The organism is Thiohalocapsa sp. (assembly GCF_019695415.1).
In the GTDB taxonomy this organism is placed as follows: Bacteria; Pseudomonadota; Gammaproteobacteria; order Chromatiales; family Chromatiaceae; genus Thiohalocapsa.
In genome coordinates this window covers 1-15,869 of the sequence record NZ_JAIFKJ010000337.1, presented here as the reverse complement: position 1 = coordinate 15,869, position 15,869 = coordinate 1, and the positions used below count along the sequence as shown (strand labels likewise).

Here is a 15,869-nt window from a genome sequence, read left to right as displayed (position 1 = left end):
CCTGCATCGGACGACGGCGGCCGAGGTCAGCATCCATTTGGTCGAGGAGCGTATCGGCCCGGCCGCAGCTGACACCAGCGGTCTCACGCGCGTGCTCGCCACCAACGTCTATGCGCGCACCGGCGATGGGTGGCGCATGGTGCTGCACCACGCCACACTGCCGTTGGTCGAGGATAGAGAGCAGGCGGATGCTGGCCACGGCAACCAAGCAGCCCCGGGCGGCCGCCTGCACTGAGGGGCCGTAAAGAAACCCACCGACCTACCGCAGACACCTCCGGACGCGCCAGGCGGCGTCACCATCGCATCTCGAACAGACAAGCGTCGGCACCCTGCGCCTGACAAACCACCTCCTGTACCTGTGTTCGGCGGTGCACCAGGGTGCGGAAGAGCCGCTCGAAGGCGCCGCTATAGAAGTCGCAGATGGGCTGTGACGCCTGGCTGCCTCGGCAGATAGGGCAGTTCGCGATACGCACCTGCACCGGCTGGCCCTGGACCCAGCTATACGGCGTGAACCCAAACACACCGCTGCCGGAGAAGGTCCAGGCATGTTGGCCCACGGCCTTGAGCAGCATCCGGCTCGCGGGCCCCGCCGGCATGACACGCAGCAGCCGCTGCGCTGGCCGCGGAATGCGATGGGCGAGGAGGTAGTCACCGGTGCGCAGGCCGGCGTCGAAGGAAACGGCCCGCGCCACGTCGCTGCCGAGCCGGCGTCTCAGCGCCTGTTGCAGCGCGATGACTTCATCCTCGTCCACCATCTCCTGCGGTGGCTCGGCGAGGTAATGGACAAGCCCCGCGTCCGCGAACACGCCATCAGCGCCGCCTGGGCCCGCATTCAGGGCTTCGGCGATGCGGATGATGGCGTTCGGGCCGATCCGATGCGGCGTGACCGCGGCGTGCTCGGCTGGGGGCGTCCCGGTGGGCGCAGGGCTCGCGGCGCTCAACGCGGCCTTCGCCTGCGCTGCCGGACCACCCCGACCCGCCAGACGGCGCGCGGGTCGGTGCCGTTGAGCTGTCCCCGGCGCCGGCGCGGTGTCGTCCGCCTCAATCGGAATGAGAGAAATGCCACCGTGCTCGATCCCACTGGCAGTAGGCGTCGTGCTCTGTGCACAGCTCACGCAGGCAGAAGCGTCCCGCCTCGGTGACGCACCACCCCCCCGGCCGCCCCCACCCCACCCCGCCACCCGCCCAGGCGCCCCCGCACCGGCACCCCTCATCGAGACAGCCATCGGCCATGGCGTGGGGCAGCTCCAGGTTGCAGATCAGGTGCGAGATGGCGTCACGACGCCGCCGGCCGGCCTCGGATAGGCGGTGACCACGCTGCACCGGAATGCGGCCAGAAACCACATGATCGCGCCAGGTGTCCAGGTCGGGGTAATTCTGTACGCAAGTGCCCTGAAGCTCGCCAATGGCGCCGGCGCCAAGGCCCGCAAGGTGTGCGCTGGGCGTCGCCGTATAGCCGATGCAGCTACGGTGTAGCCGACCCTCGGCCTGGGCGAGAGCGAGGTCATCCGTCTCCAGCGCGAAGGTGTCGAGACCGATCCAAGCATACTCGGCTTGGGTGAAGGCAGCCACCGCGCTGCGAAAGAGCTGCTCGCGGGTGGCGTTGTCCGGCAGCTCGTGTACGTCGATCGCGTGCTGATGGGGGCCGTCGAGTGTTTGCCGCGCATAGCCGAAGCAGGCCACACGATCCGGCGCCAGCTCGAGCACCGTATCCAGCGTGCGCGAGAACGTGGTCGCGGTCTGCTGAGGCAGGCCGTAGATGAGATCGAAGCTGATGCTGTCGAAGCCGATCTCTCGCGCCATCCAGTAGACGTCGCGAATCAGCTCCTCGGACTGAATGCGGCCGATGGCGCGCTGAACTTCAGGATCGAGATCCTGGACGCCGAAGCCGATGCTGTGAAAGCCCAGCGCATGCAGCAGCTCCAATTGTCCGGCGGAGGTGCGGCGCGGGTCGCATTCGATCGAGCGCTCGGTGTCCGCGACCAAGTGAAAGCGGCGCTCCAACATCTCCGTGAGCCGCGTCAGCTGCGCCTCGCTCAGATAGTTGGGCGTGCCGCCGGCAAGATGCACCTGGAGCACGTCGCGGTCGCCGTTGATGCGCTCGGCGACCATGGCCATCTCTCGGTCCAGCAGGTCCAGATAGGCATCCATGCGGGCGCTGTCGTGTGTGACCGTGGTATTGCAGCCGCAGTACAGGCAGCGGCCGGCGCAAAACGGGATGTGCACATAGAGCGACAGGGTCTCGGCGGGATGCCGAGCGACCTCGTCCAGGGCGCGGACATAATCCTCGGCCCCATAATCGCCCCCCCAGTCGAGGGAGCGGACCGCCGATTCGAACCTTTGGCCCCGTGCGCTCAAGCGTTGGACCATTTCCGGGGACAGCTCGGCGGGGGCGGCAGTGGACATGGATGAGCGGCCTCTGTGGTTTCCGGGTGACAACGTCGGCGCCGAGCCCATCGGCACCACGCCTGCGGGACCAACGCGCCCCGCCGTCTGGACCCGACCCTCGGGTGCAGACGCAGGGAGCCGGAGAGCCGAATCGGCGGCCTCCGGACTGCGCGTTGCCAAAACTGGCGAATGCGCAGCATCTCCCCCAGCGAAGTCCGGACCTCCCTGGACCCAAGAACGACTCACCGACGGGCTCCGCGGCAAACGCGTACCGACCTGTATGCACGTGACCTAGGGTCGCACGGCTATGGGGCGGTACTGTCCGGAGTATGAAGCCGGGTGCCTGAATCCTGTCGTATGCTTCCCTAGCGATGCGGTGCTCAGATGGCCAGCCACCGTCGGGGCGGCGGCCGTCGCAGCCGGTGGCGTCAGCCCGGCGCCGCTGAGCCCGCTTCTCATTGCTTTTGTCATGACAACGCAGCGGCAGAGCCGATGCGGTGTTGCGGACGCCTGCCGGTGGTCCCGACTCAGTGTCGGCACCGGCCCTGTAAAGTTAGACAAGGAGTCCCGGGGCGTCGTTGATACACATCAAGCCGCCCGCGAACCGCGCGTGCGCCCTTCACCTGAGGCTGAGCTCAGCGCGAGCGCACTGGGATCGGTACCGCCCGCGGCAATACGGGCTTGGCCATCTGCGGATGCGCCGCCAACCGGCGCATCGGGCCGCCGCCGCTGCGCGTGGCCGGCAAGGGCTGCCGGCCGCCGGTCTCGGCGGGCGGGCCGTCGCCCGCCGCCGCGCTTGCTGGGCGTTGATCGGCAGCCTCCGCCTCTTGCGCCGCGGGGCCCACGGCCCAGCGCCAAAGCGCACCGTCGGCGAGCGGCAGCACCAGAAACCAGTGCTCCAGGATCGCGAGCGCCAACAGTGTCGCTGCGAGGATCAGCGCGACCCCAGCGAAGCCGCTCGGCGGCAGCTCAATCGCGGTGTCCACCAGCAGACACATGATGACGGTGGCCACACTGACCGACACCGGGAACAGCAGGTTAATGGGCCGCTTCGCAAGGTACGTGGTCAGGAAGCGGATGCGCTCCGGCAGCCAGTCCTCGTTCAGGTTCGGCACCCCAAGGAACAGATTGAGCTTGGCGCTCCAGCGCATGAGCCAGAGAATGAGATAGGTCCATGTCCCTACCGCGTTGGCAGCCCCCCAAGTGAGCCAGAGCATGAGTGCGGCGGCGGCGACGATGGCCAGCTCGTGGTAGATGCTGGTGGAAAGCGCGAGCCGGAAGCGCCGCCAGCCATGGCAGTCCTCGGGGCAAGGCGCCTTACGCGGCCCGGTGATAAAGCCCATGAAGTAGCTCATCTCCATCCAGCCCCAGATGACGACACCAGCGGTGAAGCCCGCATAGGCACCGGCCACTGTGGCCACCTCCCGGCTCCATACCAGCACAGCGAAGGCCGCAAGCAGGGCGAGGGTCGCACCCGCCATGCTCCACGGATAGGTCCGCTCCGGACGCTTGTCCAGGTAGAGGATGACGCCGGTGCTGAACCACCAAAGGAACAGGGCGTAGGCAATGGCGAGCGCGTAGCTCAGCATGACGGGCACGCGGCCCCCGGGCGCGGCGGCTCGCGGCGCGCAACCATCACTGAGACTTGGGCTCCGCGCGCAGCAGACGCGCAAAGGCGGCGGTGTTGGTGGGGCCGAAAGCGCGGAGATCGATCTGCCGACCCGTGAGCGGATCCTCAAACAACAGGATACCGCCCTCACGCAGGGAAATCAGATAGGGCGCATCCAAAGCCGCATCATAGGCCTCGCGCTCGCGCACCATACCTCGCATCACGCCCAGCACGAAGCCGTCCACGCCAGACTCCAGCTCCGCGAGCTTGCCATCGTCACCGGCGATGCGCACCGTGGTGGTACCGGCACCGTCATCGATGAACACGAGCTCACGACTCTCCAGCACAGGCGGCAACGGCGTTTCGGTGCCGCCGAACCCGGTGATCTGCACCATGGCGGCGGCGAGAATCACGAAACCGATCAGCAGCGCGGCGCCAATGAGCACACCACGGGGGAAGGGACGGCCCTCGAAGGGATCACTCACGATGCGCGAATCCGACTCACCGGCCCGTCGCCGGTGCCGTGCCGAGCTGCGGGGCGCCGCCGGCGGCGTCGCGGGACTCGGCGGCGTCCTCTCCAGCGCCATCCCGCTCCGCAGCCGTGGCTTGCCGGAGGGCCTCCGCCAGGATATCGGCGACCCGGTCCACATCCGGCACACAGCGCAGCATCGGCTGGGCGTCGAAGAACCGCCACGGACGCACATTCGGCCAAAGAATCAGGAAGTTGACGCTATGGCCATCGCCCAGAACCATGGGAATATCACCGACACCGCCGTCGTAGCGCCTAAGGCCGGCGCTCTGGATGGCCTTGAATGGGATGTTCACGGCCATGGGCAGGGCTACGCCGAAGCGGATCACGACGCGCCGATCCGTGATGCTGTAGATGGTGGAACGCGCAAACGCCCAGGCCATGAGCGCCAGGATGCCCACCGCCATCAGGCACAGCAGCAACAGCCATAGCCCCGACAGCAGGGCCACCTTCAGGGGCTCACCGGCGACGATGACATAGCCGACGCGAAAGACGATGAGCAATCCGAAGTAGATGGCCACCGTGCGGGCGTGGAACGCCCGCACGGCGAGCGCGCCCCATTGGGGCGCGCCCTGCCACCGGAGCTGCTCCCCTTCCGGGAGATTCTCCGGCAAGCCGGGAACCGGCTCTAAGTCAAACTCACTCACAGATAGGGCTCCACCCGGTCCGGCGTAGCGTACAGCTTACCAGCGCCGAGGTAAGCGACAACCTTGTCTTCTTCCGCAAGCGTGATCTGGTCATAGCTCTTCAACGTGGGCGCATCCTTGAACTGCGCGCCGGTGATGCTGTCGACCTCAATGACGCCCTTCTTTGCGCGGACGTTGCACAGCGGTGTCGGGGCGAGCATCCGCTTGCCGCCGGCGTCGATCTCGAAGTAGCGTACACAGGGCTCGGCTGTGTCCACCCAGATCTCCTTACAGATGCCACCCTGCTGGCCGTCGCAGCCGATGACTGGCCAGCCGCGCGGGTCCGGATCACCCTTGGCGATGCTGAAGTGCTTGGCGACTCGCATCGGCCGGATACGCGGCTCGCCCGTATCGGTCAAGTCCGGCTCTTCGGCACGCACGGCGTAGGAGCCGGGGCCGACACCGGCGAGCATCGGGTTGCCCGTGGGCGTCAGCGGCGCCCCTGGGAAATCGGCAATGGGCTTCGCATTCAGCTTGTAGGCGGGCCGGTCCGGGCTCGGCTTCTCGACGATGGTGCCGGTGTGCGGCATCTTGAACTGCTTCGGCTTGGGCAATGGCGGGAAGCCTTCCATCATCTTGGTGCGGCCCATGCGCTGGGATTGCACCGGGTAACCCTCCCGCTTGTCCTCCGTGCGGATGTAGAAGATCAGCGCGAAGAAGAAGAACCAGAAGACGTACAGCACCAGCTGTGCGACATCGATGTAGTTGGTAATGGCACCGACAGGCATTGGATACCTCCATTGGCCGGATGACTAGGGCAGCTCGGGGATGCCGAACCGCGTGGAAGACCGCGCACCATTGCCGCCGCCGTGGGTCACCAGCGGCCCGATTGCGATCAAGGTAGCGAACAGTAAAAGGATCTCCAGGTGGTAGACCACGGCGTAGCCCACGGACGGGCCCATGAGCACGGGCCCGAAAACCCCTTCGGCGGCGAACATCCCGATGATGTCGCGCACCGCGCCGCCGAAGGCGATGCCGACTCCGTAGGCAGTGGCCTGCACGGCACCCCAGGCGCCGAGGGCAAGACCGCTGTGCGTGCCGTCGCCGGCCATGTTCATGGCCGCCGTCAGCGTGCCGACGGCGAAGAGGCCGCCGCCGAAACCAATGAGGAGCGCGCCCGCTCGGAACAGCCATGGCGAGTTGAGCGGATCGGAGAAGACCACGGCGGTGAATGCGACGATGCCGATCAGTACCCCCATCGCCGAGAGCCGGTAAGTATCCATGCCGCGCGTGAGCGATCTCGCCGCAAGCCCGAAGGCCACCAGCGTGCCGAAAGCCCAGATGGCGGTGAGCCGCGTGGTCTCGGCGACGGTCAGTCCCAGCACCTCGGCACCATAGGGCTCGAGCAGAATCTCTTGCATGGTGAATCCCGCGGTGCCGAGCCCCAGCGCTACCAGCAGCCGCATGGTGCGGCCGGCCTCGATGAAACGCTGCCAGGTCTCACGGAAGGGCGGCAGCGGTGTGCCCGCCTCGCGCTCGCGCCGGCATTGCGCGGCACGCTCCCGATTCACGGCCTCCTGCTTCCAGAGTGCCACCACATTCAGCACGATGGCCGCGACGGCGGCACCCTGTATGACCTGGATCAGCCGCAGCTGACTGAAGTCCGTGAGCAGGAGTCCGAAGAGCAAGGCGCTAGCCAGCATACTCAGCTGCAAGGCCACGAACAGCAGTGCCACCACCCGGGGACGGCTCGCCTTGGGCGCGATGTCCGTGGCCAGCGCGAGGCCCGCGGTCTGCGTGGTGTGCAGGCCGGCGCCCGCGAGCAGGAAGGCCACCGCAGCGCCCAGTTGGCCGACGATGGGATGTACATTGCCGCCCTCGGCAAGCAGCAGCAGCGCGAAGGGCATGATGGCGAGCCCGCCGAACTGCATCAGGCTGCCGAACCAGATATAGGGCACGCGACGCAGGCCGAAGGCCGAGCGGTGTACGTCCGAGCGGAAGCCAATGAGCGCCCGCAGCGGCGCGAACAGCACCGGCAGCGCCACCATCAGCGACACCAGCCAGGCCGGCACCGCCATCTCCACCACCATGACCCGGTTCAGCGTGCCGTAGAGCAGCACCATGGTCATGCCAACGGAGCCTTGGAACAGGGCCAGGCGCAAGAGCCGAGGCAGCGGCAGCTCCGTGGTGGCGGCGTCCGAGAACGGCAGGATCCGCGGCAGGATGTCGCGCAGGAACCAGCGGCGAAGCTCTGCCGGCTGCGTCATCATGAGGCCGTGAGCTCCATCGCCTGGGAGGTATAAAAACCGCGCTGCACCAGCCGCGTGCGCCCGATGCGCCAGCGGGCCAACGCAGGCTCGCCCTCGATGCCGCGGCGAAGACGGCGCTCCGCCACTGGCACGATGGCCGGTGAGCGGTCGCTGCGCGGGAAGAACTGGCCAACGCCGTGCATCAGTGACAGCAGTAGCGTGCGCGGGGCGAAGGTGAACAGCAGCCGCTCGCGCGCGCGCCCGGCTAGGCCGGCGATGACGCCCAAGGCATCATCGCGCTCGTAATGGATCACGCTGTCCATTGACACAACATAGTCGAAGCTCGCGCCTTCGCCAGGGTGATCGCCGCGCCCATCGCCCTGTTGGCCGGGCGCCAGCATGTCGCCGACGCTGAAAACGATGCGATCCGCAAGCTCCGCTGGCACCCGCTCGCGGGCATTTTCGACCAGGGTCGGCGAGAGGTCGACGGCATGCACCTGCGCACCACGCCGTGCCGCCTCCAGTGCCAGCATGCCGGTCCCACAGCCCGCGTCGAGCAAGGTCTTGCCCGCCAGGTCCGCCGGCAGCCAGCCGAGCAGTGTCGCGCGCATTTCGTCGCGTCCGGCGCGCACGGTGGCACGGATGCCGCTCACCGGGGCATCCGAGGTGAGGCGCTTCCAGGTCTCGGCCGCGGTGCGGTCGAAATAGGCCTCCACCTGGCTGCGGCGCTCTTGGTAAGACGGACTCGGCATCTGTGTGGCTTGCTCAGTGCTGGTGATGGCTGCGCGCTTGCTGGCTGAACGCTCCCGGGCGGCCGCTAGTCGAAGCCCAGAAAGTCGAACAGGTCCCGATCGCGCATAGGCTTGACCTCCAACGGGTCTGTCCCGTCCAGCAGCGCGGCGGCGAGCTGCAGATACTGTTGCTGCGCGAGCTCCACCTCCGGCGACGGCTCCATCTCGAACAGCGTGGCCTTGCGCAGACGCGAGCGGCGGATCACGTCCAGATTCGGGAGGTGGGCCATGGTCTTGAGCCCCACCGCCTCGTTGAAACGATCGATCTGGTCGGTCTCGGCGCTCCGATTGGCGATGACGCCGCCGATACGGACCTTGTAGTTTTTGGCCTTGGCCAAGATGGCCGTAGCAATGCGATTCATCGCGAAGATCGAGTCGAAGTCGTTGGCGGTGACGATGAGCGCTCGATCTGCGTGCTGAAGCGGTGCTGCGAAGCCGCCGCAGACCACGTCGCCCAGCACATCGAAGACGACAACGTCGGTGTCTTCCAGCAGGTGATGCTGCTTCAGGAGCTTCACCGTCTGGCCGACCACATAGCCGCCGCAGCCGGTGCCGGCCGGCGGGCCGCCCGCCTCCACGCACATCACACCATTGGTGCCCTCGTAGACGAAGTCGTCCAGGCGCAGCTCTTCGGGATGGAAGTCCACCGACTCGAGCGAGTCGATGACCGTGGGCACCAGGCGCTTGGTGAGGGTGAAGGTGCTGTCGTGCTTGGGATCGCAGCCAATCTGCACCACCCGTTGGCCGAGCTTGGAGAAGGCGACGGAGAGGTTGGAGCTCGTGGTGCTTTTGCCGATGCCACCCTTGCCGTAGACCGCGAAGACCTGGGCCTTGCCGATCTTCACGTCTGGGTCGAGCTGCACCTGCAGGCTGCCTTCGCCATCCAGGCGCGGGTCTGCCTTGGGCTTGGCGTCGGCCCTGCCCATGGGCGCGCCGCCACCGCCGCCGAAGATGGTCGTCGGGAGATCGTCCAGGGTCATGCCGCCACCCCCTCGGTGATGCCCTCCAAGCGGTCTTCCAGCTCTTCGCCGGCGCGGCGCAGCGCCTCCAGCGTCGCGTCGTCCGGCTGCCAGTAATTGCGCTCGTGGGCCTCCAGGAGACGGTTGGCCACCTTGGCGGACGCCGTCGGGTTGAGCGCTGCAAGGCGCTCGCGCATCTCCTCGTCCAGCACGAAGGTCTCGGTCATGCGCTGGTAGACCCAGGGCGCGACCTGGCCCGTGGTCGCCGACCAGCCCATGGTGTTAGTGATGTGGACCTCGATCTCGCGCACGCCCTCGTAGCCGTGCTTGAGCATGCCCTCGTACCACTTAGGGTTCAGCATGCGGGTGCGGGTCTCGAGCGCCACCTGCTCCGCCAGGGTGCGGACTTTGCCGTCGCCACGGGTCTGATCACCAATATAGACGGGCACGTCCTTGCCTTGCGAGGAGCTCACCGCCCGGCTGATGCCGCCCAGGGTGTCGAAGTAGTGGTCAACGGTGGTGACGCCGAGCTCGACGGAATCCAGGTTCTGATACGCCAGCTGCACATCGCCCAGCACGGACTTGAGCAGCTCGGACTGCTTCATCGGTACGCCGGAGCGCCCGTAGGCGAAGCATTTGCGCCGGGTGTAGGTCTCGGCCAGCTCGTCCTCGTCGTCCCACCCGCTGTTGTCGATGAGGTGGTTGACGTTGGAGCCGTAAGCACCGTCCGCATTGCTGAACACCCGCAGCGCCGCGGTCTCCATGTCGCAGCCGTTGGCTTCTTGGTAGGCCAGCGCGTGCTTGCGCACGTAGTTCTGCTCCACGGGCTCGTCCGCGGTAGCCGCCAGATAGGAGGCTTCCGCCAGCAGCTTGGTCTGCAAAGGCAAGAGGTCGCGGAAGATGCCCGACAGGGTCATCACCACGTCGATGCGCGGGCGACCCAGCTCCGAGAGCGGCTTCAGCTCAGCGCCGCAGACCCGGCCGTAGCTGTCGAGCCTGGGCTTGGCGCCGATGAGTGCCAGGGCCTGGGCGATGGGGCCGCCCTCGGTCTTCAGGTTGTCGGTGCCCCACAGCACCATGGCGACGGACTCCGGCAGCGGATTGCCGTCCTGGGTGTGACGGTCCAGCAGGATCTGGGCCTGCTTGGTGCCGTCCTTCACGGCGTAAACGCTCGGCAGCCGGAAGGGGTCGAAGCCGTGCAGATTACGCCCGGTGGGCAGGATCTCCGGCGAGCGCAGCAGGTCCCCGCCCGGCGCCGGACGCACGAACCGGCCTTCGAGCGCCCGCAGGATGGCCGGCAGCTCGTGGTCCTCGGACATGAGCCGGTCGTAACCGGCGAGGTCCGACATGAGCTTCAGGTTTTCCTCGGTGACGGCCATGCCGCCCTTCTGGAGCGCCAGCGCGGGCGCACCGCCGTCCACCAGGGTCGCAATAGCATCTCGACTCACTTCCCGCTCGGCGCAGCCCTCGGTCATGCCCTCGGCAACGGCCAGCAGCAGGTCGGTGCGCTCCTCGGCATTCGGAGGCTCGCCCACGACATGCAGGCCGTGGGGGATCAGGGTGTATTCCAGCTCCAGCAGCTCGTCGGTGAGCTTGGCAATGCGCTCCTCGGCGCTCGCGTCCCACTCCGGCTCTTCATCCGACGCCACCGGCGCCAGGTCCACCTCGGCGGCCTGGGCCTGGATCAGCGCGGCGAGCTCGTTGCGCTCGTCCGCGGGGGCGTCCGGGTCCAGCTTGCGCCAGCGCTCCAACGACGCCTTGAGGTCCGCGAGCCCGCGGTAGAGCCCGGCGTTGGCGATGGGGGGCGTCAGATAGCTCACCAGGGTGGCCGCGGCGCGCCGCTTGGCGATGGTGCCCTCCGACGGATTGTTGGAGGCGTACAGGTACATATTCGGCAGGTCGGCGATGAGCCGGTCCGGCCAGCAGGCGCCGGACAGCCCCGCCTGCTTGCCCGGCATGAATTCCAGCGCACCATGGGTGCCGAAGTGCAGCACGGCGTTGGCGCCGAAATCCTCCCGCAGGAAGCGGTAGAAGGCACTGAAGGCATGGGTCGGCGTGAAGCCCTTGTCGAACAAGAGCCGCATCGGGTCGCCCTCGTAGCCGAAGCTCGGCTGCACGCCGACGAAGACGTTGCCGAACTGCTCGCCGAGCACGAACAGCGACGCGCCGTCCGACAGCTGCTTGCCCGGCGCCGGTCCCCACTGGCCTTCGATCTCGGCGAGATAGGGCTCGCGCTGCACGTGGTCGTCCGTCGGGATGCGCGTGAAGACATTGGCATGCGCACCGAACTGCGCGCCGTTGCCGTTGACGATGCGCTCCCGCAGCTCATCGACGTCCGCAGGCAGGTCCACGTGGTAGCCCTCGCGGCGCATGGCCTTGAGGGTGTTGTAGACGGACGCGAATACGGCGAGGTAAGCCGCGGTGCCCGTATTGCCGGCGTTGGGCGGGAAGTTGAACAGCACCAGCGCCACCTTGCGCTCAGAGATGGGCGTGCTGCGCAGGGTGATGAGCCGGTCCACGCGTGCGGCGAGCGCATTGGCGCGCTCCGGGTGCGGCTGCATGTCGCGGGAGTGGTCCGCCGGCGCCTCCGCGGAGCGACCGCCGAACACCATGGGGCCGGTGGAGCCGTCCAACTCCGGGATGGCGACCATCATGGTGGCCTCCACGGGCATCAGCCCGCGGTCCGACGCCTGCCACTGCTCGAGGGTCTGGAACTCCACCGGATGCGCCGCGAGGTAGGGCACGTCCAGATCCGCCAGGACTTCCTGCGCCGCGGCGGCGTCGTTGTAGGCCGGGCCGCCCACCAGCGAGAAGCCCGTCAGAGACACCACAGCATCCACACAGGGCTTGCCGTCCTTGAAGAAGAACTGCTCCACCGCCGGGCGTGCATCCAGCCCACTCGCAAAGGCCGGGATCACCCTGAGCCCCCGTGCTTCGAGCGCGTCGATGACACCGTCGTAGTGACCGGTATTGCCGGCGAGCACATAGGAGCGCATCACCAGCAGTCCCACTGTGCCGCGATTGTTCTTCTTACGCGGTAGCCGGCTCGGCTGGTCTGTGATGCGGCCCTTCAGGCGCGGGTGAAAGACGCCCACCTCTGGATACTCCACCGGCGACTCGGCCTTGATCTGCCCCCGCAGCCCAGCACGGGGGCCGTCGGCGAAGCGCGTCACCAGGTGACGCACCAGGTTGGCGATGTTCTCGTCGGAGCCGGCGAGCCAGTACTGCAGTACCAGGAAATAGCTGCGCACGTCCTGCGCTGTACCCGGGATGAAGCGCAGGATCTTCGGGATACGGCGCAGCATGGCCATCTGCCGAGCGCCGTCGCTGGCATTCTTCTCGGTGGATTTCTTGTTGCCCCGAAGACGCTTGAGGATGGCCATGGGCCCGCTCTGGGAGCCGTCCATGGTGAACTTGCCCATGCGCGTGAGGCGCATGACCTCGCCGGCGGACATGCAGCCGATCATGGCGTCGCACAGGTCGCGGCGGGCCTGCAGTGCTGGCAGCACGGCTTTGATGTGATCATCCATGAACAACATGCTGGCGATGATGATGTCGCCTTGGGCGATATCCGCCTTGCACTCTTCGAGCAGGCGCGGGTCGTCGTCCCATTCCGCCGCGGCGTGCAGCGCCAGGTTCAGACCCGGCATCTCTTTGTGCAGCACGGGGCGCGCGCGCTCTACGGCACCGGCCAGATGGCTGTCCAGTGTGACGATGACGACGTTGACGGGTGTGGTGTCAGCGGCCGAAGTGGGCTTTGGCATCGTACAGGGTCTCGATCGTTATCGTCGCCACGCCCCGCTCCCGGGCGTAACGCTCTGTGTTTCGGCGGGCCTTGCCGCGGACGAAAAAGGGGATTTTGCGCAGCTCCTGCTCCGCATCCGTCTCCCAGATCAGCTCGTCGTCGCTCGCATCCGCCGGCGCATCATCGGCGGGCGCTTCGGCCCTGGCTTGGGCACCGCCCCGCGTTGCCGCGGGCCCCAGATGCGACGGTGCCGCCTCGTCGTGGAATTCGATGTCCTCGCGGAACATCGTGATCAAATGCTCTTCCAGGCCCATCATCAGCGGATGGACCCAGGTGTCGAAGAGCACATTGGCGCCCTCGAACCCCATCTGCGGGGCGTAGCGCGCCGGAAAGTCCTGGACGTGCACCGGCGCCGATATCACGGCGCACGGAATGCCCGCCCGTTTGGCGATGTGCCGCTCCATCTGCGTGCCGAGCACCAGCTCCGGTGCCAGCTCCAGCACCCTGGACTCGACTTCCAGGTAGTCGTCGGTGATGAGCGGCTCGACGCCGTACTTTTCTGCGGCAGCACGCAGCTCTCGGGCGAACTCCCGGGCGTAGGTGCCGAGCCCTACCACGTCGAAGCCGAGCTCCTCGGTAGCGACGCGGGCGGCGGCAATGGCGTGCGTCGCATCGCCGAAGATGAACACGCGCTTGCCGGTCAGATAGGTCGAATCCACCGAGCGCGAGTACCACGGCAGCCGCGTCTGCGCGGCGGCGATGGCTTGCGTCGTGTCAATGCCGGCGAGCTCGCCCACCTCGCGCAGGAAGTCCACCGTCGCACCGACACCGATCGGCACGGTGTGCGTGAAGGGCTGCTTGAACATCCGTTCGAGCCAGGCGCAGGTTTCGTGGGCGACCTCCGGATACAGGCAGACGTTGAAGTCCGCCTCCGGGATGCGCAGTAAGTCCGCGGGCGCAGCGCCGGCGGGGGCGACCACGTTGACTTCGACGCCGGCGGCCGCCAGCAGCTTGGTCACTTCGGTGATGTCGTCCCGACAGCGATAACCGAGCGCCGTGGGCCCGAGCAGGTTGGCGCGCGGTGCGTCGCTCGGATCACGCTCTGGCACCGGGCGCCCGCGCAGCAGTGCACGCACCAGGGTGAAGAAGGTCTCCGCGGCGCCCCAGTTCTCTTTGCGGGTGTAGGCGGGCAGCTCCAGCGGCACCACCGGGATGTCGAAGCCCATGCCCTCCGCCAGCGCGCCGGGCTGGTCCTGCAGCAGCTCGGCCGTGCAGGCCTCGCCCACCAGCAGGGCCTGGGGCCGAAAACGCTCCACTGTGTCGCGCAGGGTCTGTTGCACCAGTGCCGCCGTATCGCCGCCGAGGTCACGAGCCTGGAACGTGGTATAGGTCACCGGAGGGCGCTTTGCGTTGCGCGCGATCATCGTAAACAGCAGATCGGCGTAGGTGTCGCCCTGAGGCGCATGCAGCACGCAGTGCACGTTGCGCATAGACGCGGCGACGCGCATGGCGCCCATGTGCGGCGGTCCTTCGTAGGTCCAGACGGTGAGCTGCATGGCCTGGACCTCAGAACGCGAGCCGCGCACGGCGGTTGAGCGGGCGGGCAAAGAGCTCCGCCAGGTCGGGCGCTTGGTCGAAACCATGCACCGGCGAGAACACCAGCTCGATGGACCACTTGGTCGTCAGCCCTTCCCCCTCCAGCGGGTTAGCGAGACCGAGACCGCAGACGGTGAGGTCCGGGCGGTCGGCGCGCAGCCGGTCCAGCTGGGCCTCCAGGTCCTGCCCCTCGCTCAGGCGCTCGGGTACCGGCAGCAGAGCCAGCTCCGCGTCCATCATGCGCCGGTCCAGATAGGGCACGCCGACCTCCACCAGCTCCATGCCGCACTCCTGCGCCAGGAAGCGCGCAAGCGGGATCTCCAGCTGGGAGTCCGGCAGGAAGCTGACGCGCTTGCCGGCGAGCTGCTCGCGGTAGCGCGCGAGGCCCCGTTCGGCGCGAGCCATGGGGCCGGCGCAGGCGGCGTCCACCGTATCTTCGGGAATGCCGAAGGCCGCAGCGGCGGCGCCGAGCCAGGCGCGGGTGCCCTGGATGCCGAAGGGGTAAGGCGCTGCAATCAGCTCGGCACCCCGCTCCACCAGCGCCGCGACCGTATCGCCCACGAAGGGCTGAGCGGCCAGCATCTTGGTACCCGCACCCACCCGCGGCAGGTCAGTACCGCTGCGGGCGGGCAGGAATTGCAGGGAGCCGATGCCGACGGCCGCGAAGAGCCGCCGGAACTGGTCCTCGACGATGTCCGGCAGGGTACCGACCACGAGCAGCGACGGCTCGTCGGATGCCGGCATCTGCGGCACCAGGGCCCGCAGGCAGGTGTCTTCGCCCTGAGTAAAGGTGGTCTCGATGCCGCTGCCGCTGTAGGCCAGGATGCGCACTCGACCCTGATGCTCGCCGGTCAGGCGCTCGGCGGCGGTGTCCAGGTCGAGCTTGATGACCTCGGACGGGCAGGACCCCACCAGAAACAGCGTGCCGATGTCGGGGCGGCGCGCCAGCAGCTCCCCCACCACACGGTCCAGCTCGTCGTTGCAGTCCGCCATCCCTGCGAGATCGCGATCCTCGAGGATGGCCGTCGCAAAGCGCGGCTCCGCGAAGATCATGACGCCCGCCGCGGATTGCAGCAGATGGGCGCAGGTGCGCGAGCCGACGACCAGAAAAAAGGCGTCCTGGATCTTTCGGTGCAGCCAAACGATGCCGGCGAGGCCGCAGAAGACCCGCCGCTGGCCGCGCTCGCCCAGCACCGGCCACGAATCGCCGGCGCGTGCCGCGCCCGCCGGGGCATCGCAGCGCCCAGCGGCGGCGGCGGAGATGTCGCCGGCGTGCCTCACACGGCGCCTCCCCACACCACGCCCCGCGCCTGAGCTGCACCTCTATCCCAACCTGGAGACGGCCCCCGGCCCCCACACGGGCCGCAGGCCACACCG

At 67.7% G+C, this 15,869-nt stretch carries 12 protein-coding genes and 1 pseudogene; 1 reads left to right on the top strand and 12 read right to left on the bottom strand.

Features of this window, described 5'->3' with window-relative positions:
* Window positions 1-235, top strand: a pseudogene (locus I6U14_RS09665) (hypothetical protein); the annotation flags it as partial.
* 58 nt (window positions 236-293) lie between these two features.
* Here I6U14_RS09665 and bchJ read toward each other — a convergent pair.
* From bchJ to I6U14_RS09605, 12 genes are all read right to left on the bottom strand, one after another.
* Window positions 294-941: a bacteriochlorophyll 4-vinyl reductase gene (bchJ, locus tag I6U14_RS09660; RefSeq protein WP_296898824.1), complete on the bottom strand. Its 648-nt coding sequence runs from the start codon at window positions 939-941 to the stop codon at window positions 294-296.
* Between the two features lie 100 nt (window positions 942-1,041).
* The gene (gene hemN, locus I6U14_RS09655; RefSeq protein WP_296898822.1) at window positions 1,042-2,406 is read right to left on the bottom strand and encodes an oxygen-independent coproporphyrinogen III oxidase; all 1,365 of its coding nucleotides are present in this window, start codon (window positions 2,404-2,406) and stop codon (window positions 1,042-1,044) included.
* Between the two features lie 617 nt (window positions 2,407-3,023).
* A complete protein-coding gene (gene puhE, locus I6U14_RS09650; protein WP_296898821.1) occupies window positions 3,024-3,977 on the bottom strand; it encodes a putative photosynthetic complex assembly protein PuhE in 954 nt (317 codons plus the stop codon).
* A gap of 46 nt (window positions 3,978-4,023) precedes the next feature.
* Complete coding sequence (puhC, locus tag I6U14_RS09645; protein ID WP_296898820.1) at window positions 4,024-4,482, bottom strand: photosynthetic complex assembly protein PuhC; 459 nt, start codon at window positions 4,480-4,482, stop codon at window positions 4,024-4,026.
* A gap of 16 nt (window positions 4,483-4,498) precedes the next feature.
* Window positions 4,499-5,173: a photosynthetic complex putative assembly protein PuhB gene (puhB, locus tag I6U14_RS09640; RefSeq protein WP_296898818.1), complete on the bottom strand. Its 675-nt coding sequence runs from the start codon at window positions 5,171-5,173 to the stop codon at window positions 4,499-4,501.
* Window positions 5,170-5,940 carry a photosynthetic reaction center subunit H gene (puhA, locus tag I6U14_RS09635; RefSeq protein ID WP_296898817.1) on the bottom strand — a complete coding sequence of 257 codons (771 nt, stop codon included), beginning with the start codon at window positions 5,938-5,940 and terminating at the stop codon, window positions 5,170-5,172. The genes puhB and puhA overlap by 4 nt, the downstream gene beginning before the upstream one ends.
* Before the next feature lie 24 nt (window positions 5,941-5,964).
* On the bottom strand, window positions 5,965-7,419 hold the full coding sequence (locus I6U14_RS09630; protein ID WP_296898828.1) for a BCD family MFS transporter: 1,455 nt from the start codon (window positions 7,417-7,419) through the stop codon (window positions 5,965-5,967).
* Entirely contained in the window at window positions 7,419-8,153 is a 735-nt protein-coding gene (gene bchM, locus I6U14_RS09625; RefSeq protein WP_296898816.1) for a magnesium protoporphyrin IX methyltransferase, read from the bottom strand. Before bchM ends, I6U14_RS09630 begins: the two co-directional genes overlap by 1 nt.
* A gap of 65 nt (window positions 8,154-8,218) precedes the next feature.
* Window positions 8,219-9,118 carry a ferredoxin:protochlorophyllide reductase (ATP-dependent) iron-sulfur ATP-binding protein gene (bchL, locus tag I6U14_RS09620; protein ID WP_296898827.1) on the bottom strand — a complete coding sequence of 300 codons (900 nt, stop codon included), beginning with the start codon at window positions 9,116-9,118 and terminating at the stop codon, window positions 8,219-8,221.
* 50 nt (window positions 9,119-9,168) lie between these two features.
* Entirely contained in the window at window positions 9,169-12,915 is a 3,747-nt protein-coding gene (locus I6U14_RS09615) for a magnesium chelatase subunit H (RefSeq protein ID WP_296898815.1), read from the bottom strand.
* Entirely contained in the window at window positions 12,890-14,452 is a 1,563-nt protein-coding gene (gene bchB / locus I6U14_RS09610; RefSeq protein WP_296898813.1) for a ferredoxin:protochlorophyllide reductase (ATP-dependent) subunit B, read from the bottom strand. Before bchB ends, I6U14_RS09615 begins: the two co-directional genes overlap by 26 nt.
* Before the next feature lie 10 nt (window positions 14,453-14,462).
* Entirely contained in the window at window positions 14,463-15,686 is a 1,224-nt protein-coding gene (locus I6U14_RS09605; protein WP_296898825.1) for a ferredoxin:protochlorophyllide reductase (ATP-dependent) subunit N, read from the bottom strand.
* Window positions 15,687-15,869 lie beyond the last annotated feature (183 nt).

Excerpts from the sequence above, each read along its gene's own strand:
- hemN (WP_296898822.1), bottom strand. The coding sequence starts at position 2,406 with ATGTCCACTGCCGCCCCCGCCGAGCTGTCCCCGGAAATGGTCCAACGC.
- bchL (WP_296898827.1), bottom strand. The coding sequence starts at position 9,118 with ATGGGCAGGGCCGACGCCAAGCCCAAGGCAGACCCGCGCCTGGATGGC.
- puhE (WP_296898821.1), bottom strand. The coding sequence starts at position 3,977 with ATGCTGAGCTACGCGCTCGCCATTGCCTACGCCCTGTTCCTTTGGTGG.
- I6U14_RS09615 (WP_296898815.1), bottom strand. The coding sequence starts at position 12,915 with ATGCCAAAGCCCACTTCGGCCGCTGACACCACACCCGTCAACGTCGTC.
- bchM (WP_296898816.1), bottom strand. The coding sequence starts at position 8,153 with ATGCCGAGTCCGTCTTACCAAGAGCGCCGCAGCCAGGTGGAGGCCTAT.
- puhA (WP_296898817.1), bottom strand. The coding sequence starts at position 5,940 with ATGCCTGTCGGTGCCATTACCAACTACATCGATGTCGCACAGCTGGTG.
- bchB (WP_296898813.1), bottom strand. The coding sequence starts at position 14,452 with ATGCAGCTCACCGTCTGGACCTACGAAGGACCGCCGCACATGGGCGCC.
- I6U14_RS09630 (WP_296898828.1), bottom strand. The coding sequence starts at position 7,419 with ATGACGCAGCCGGCAGAGCTTCGCCGCTGGTTCCTGCGCGACATCCTG.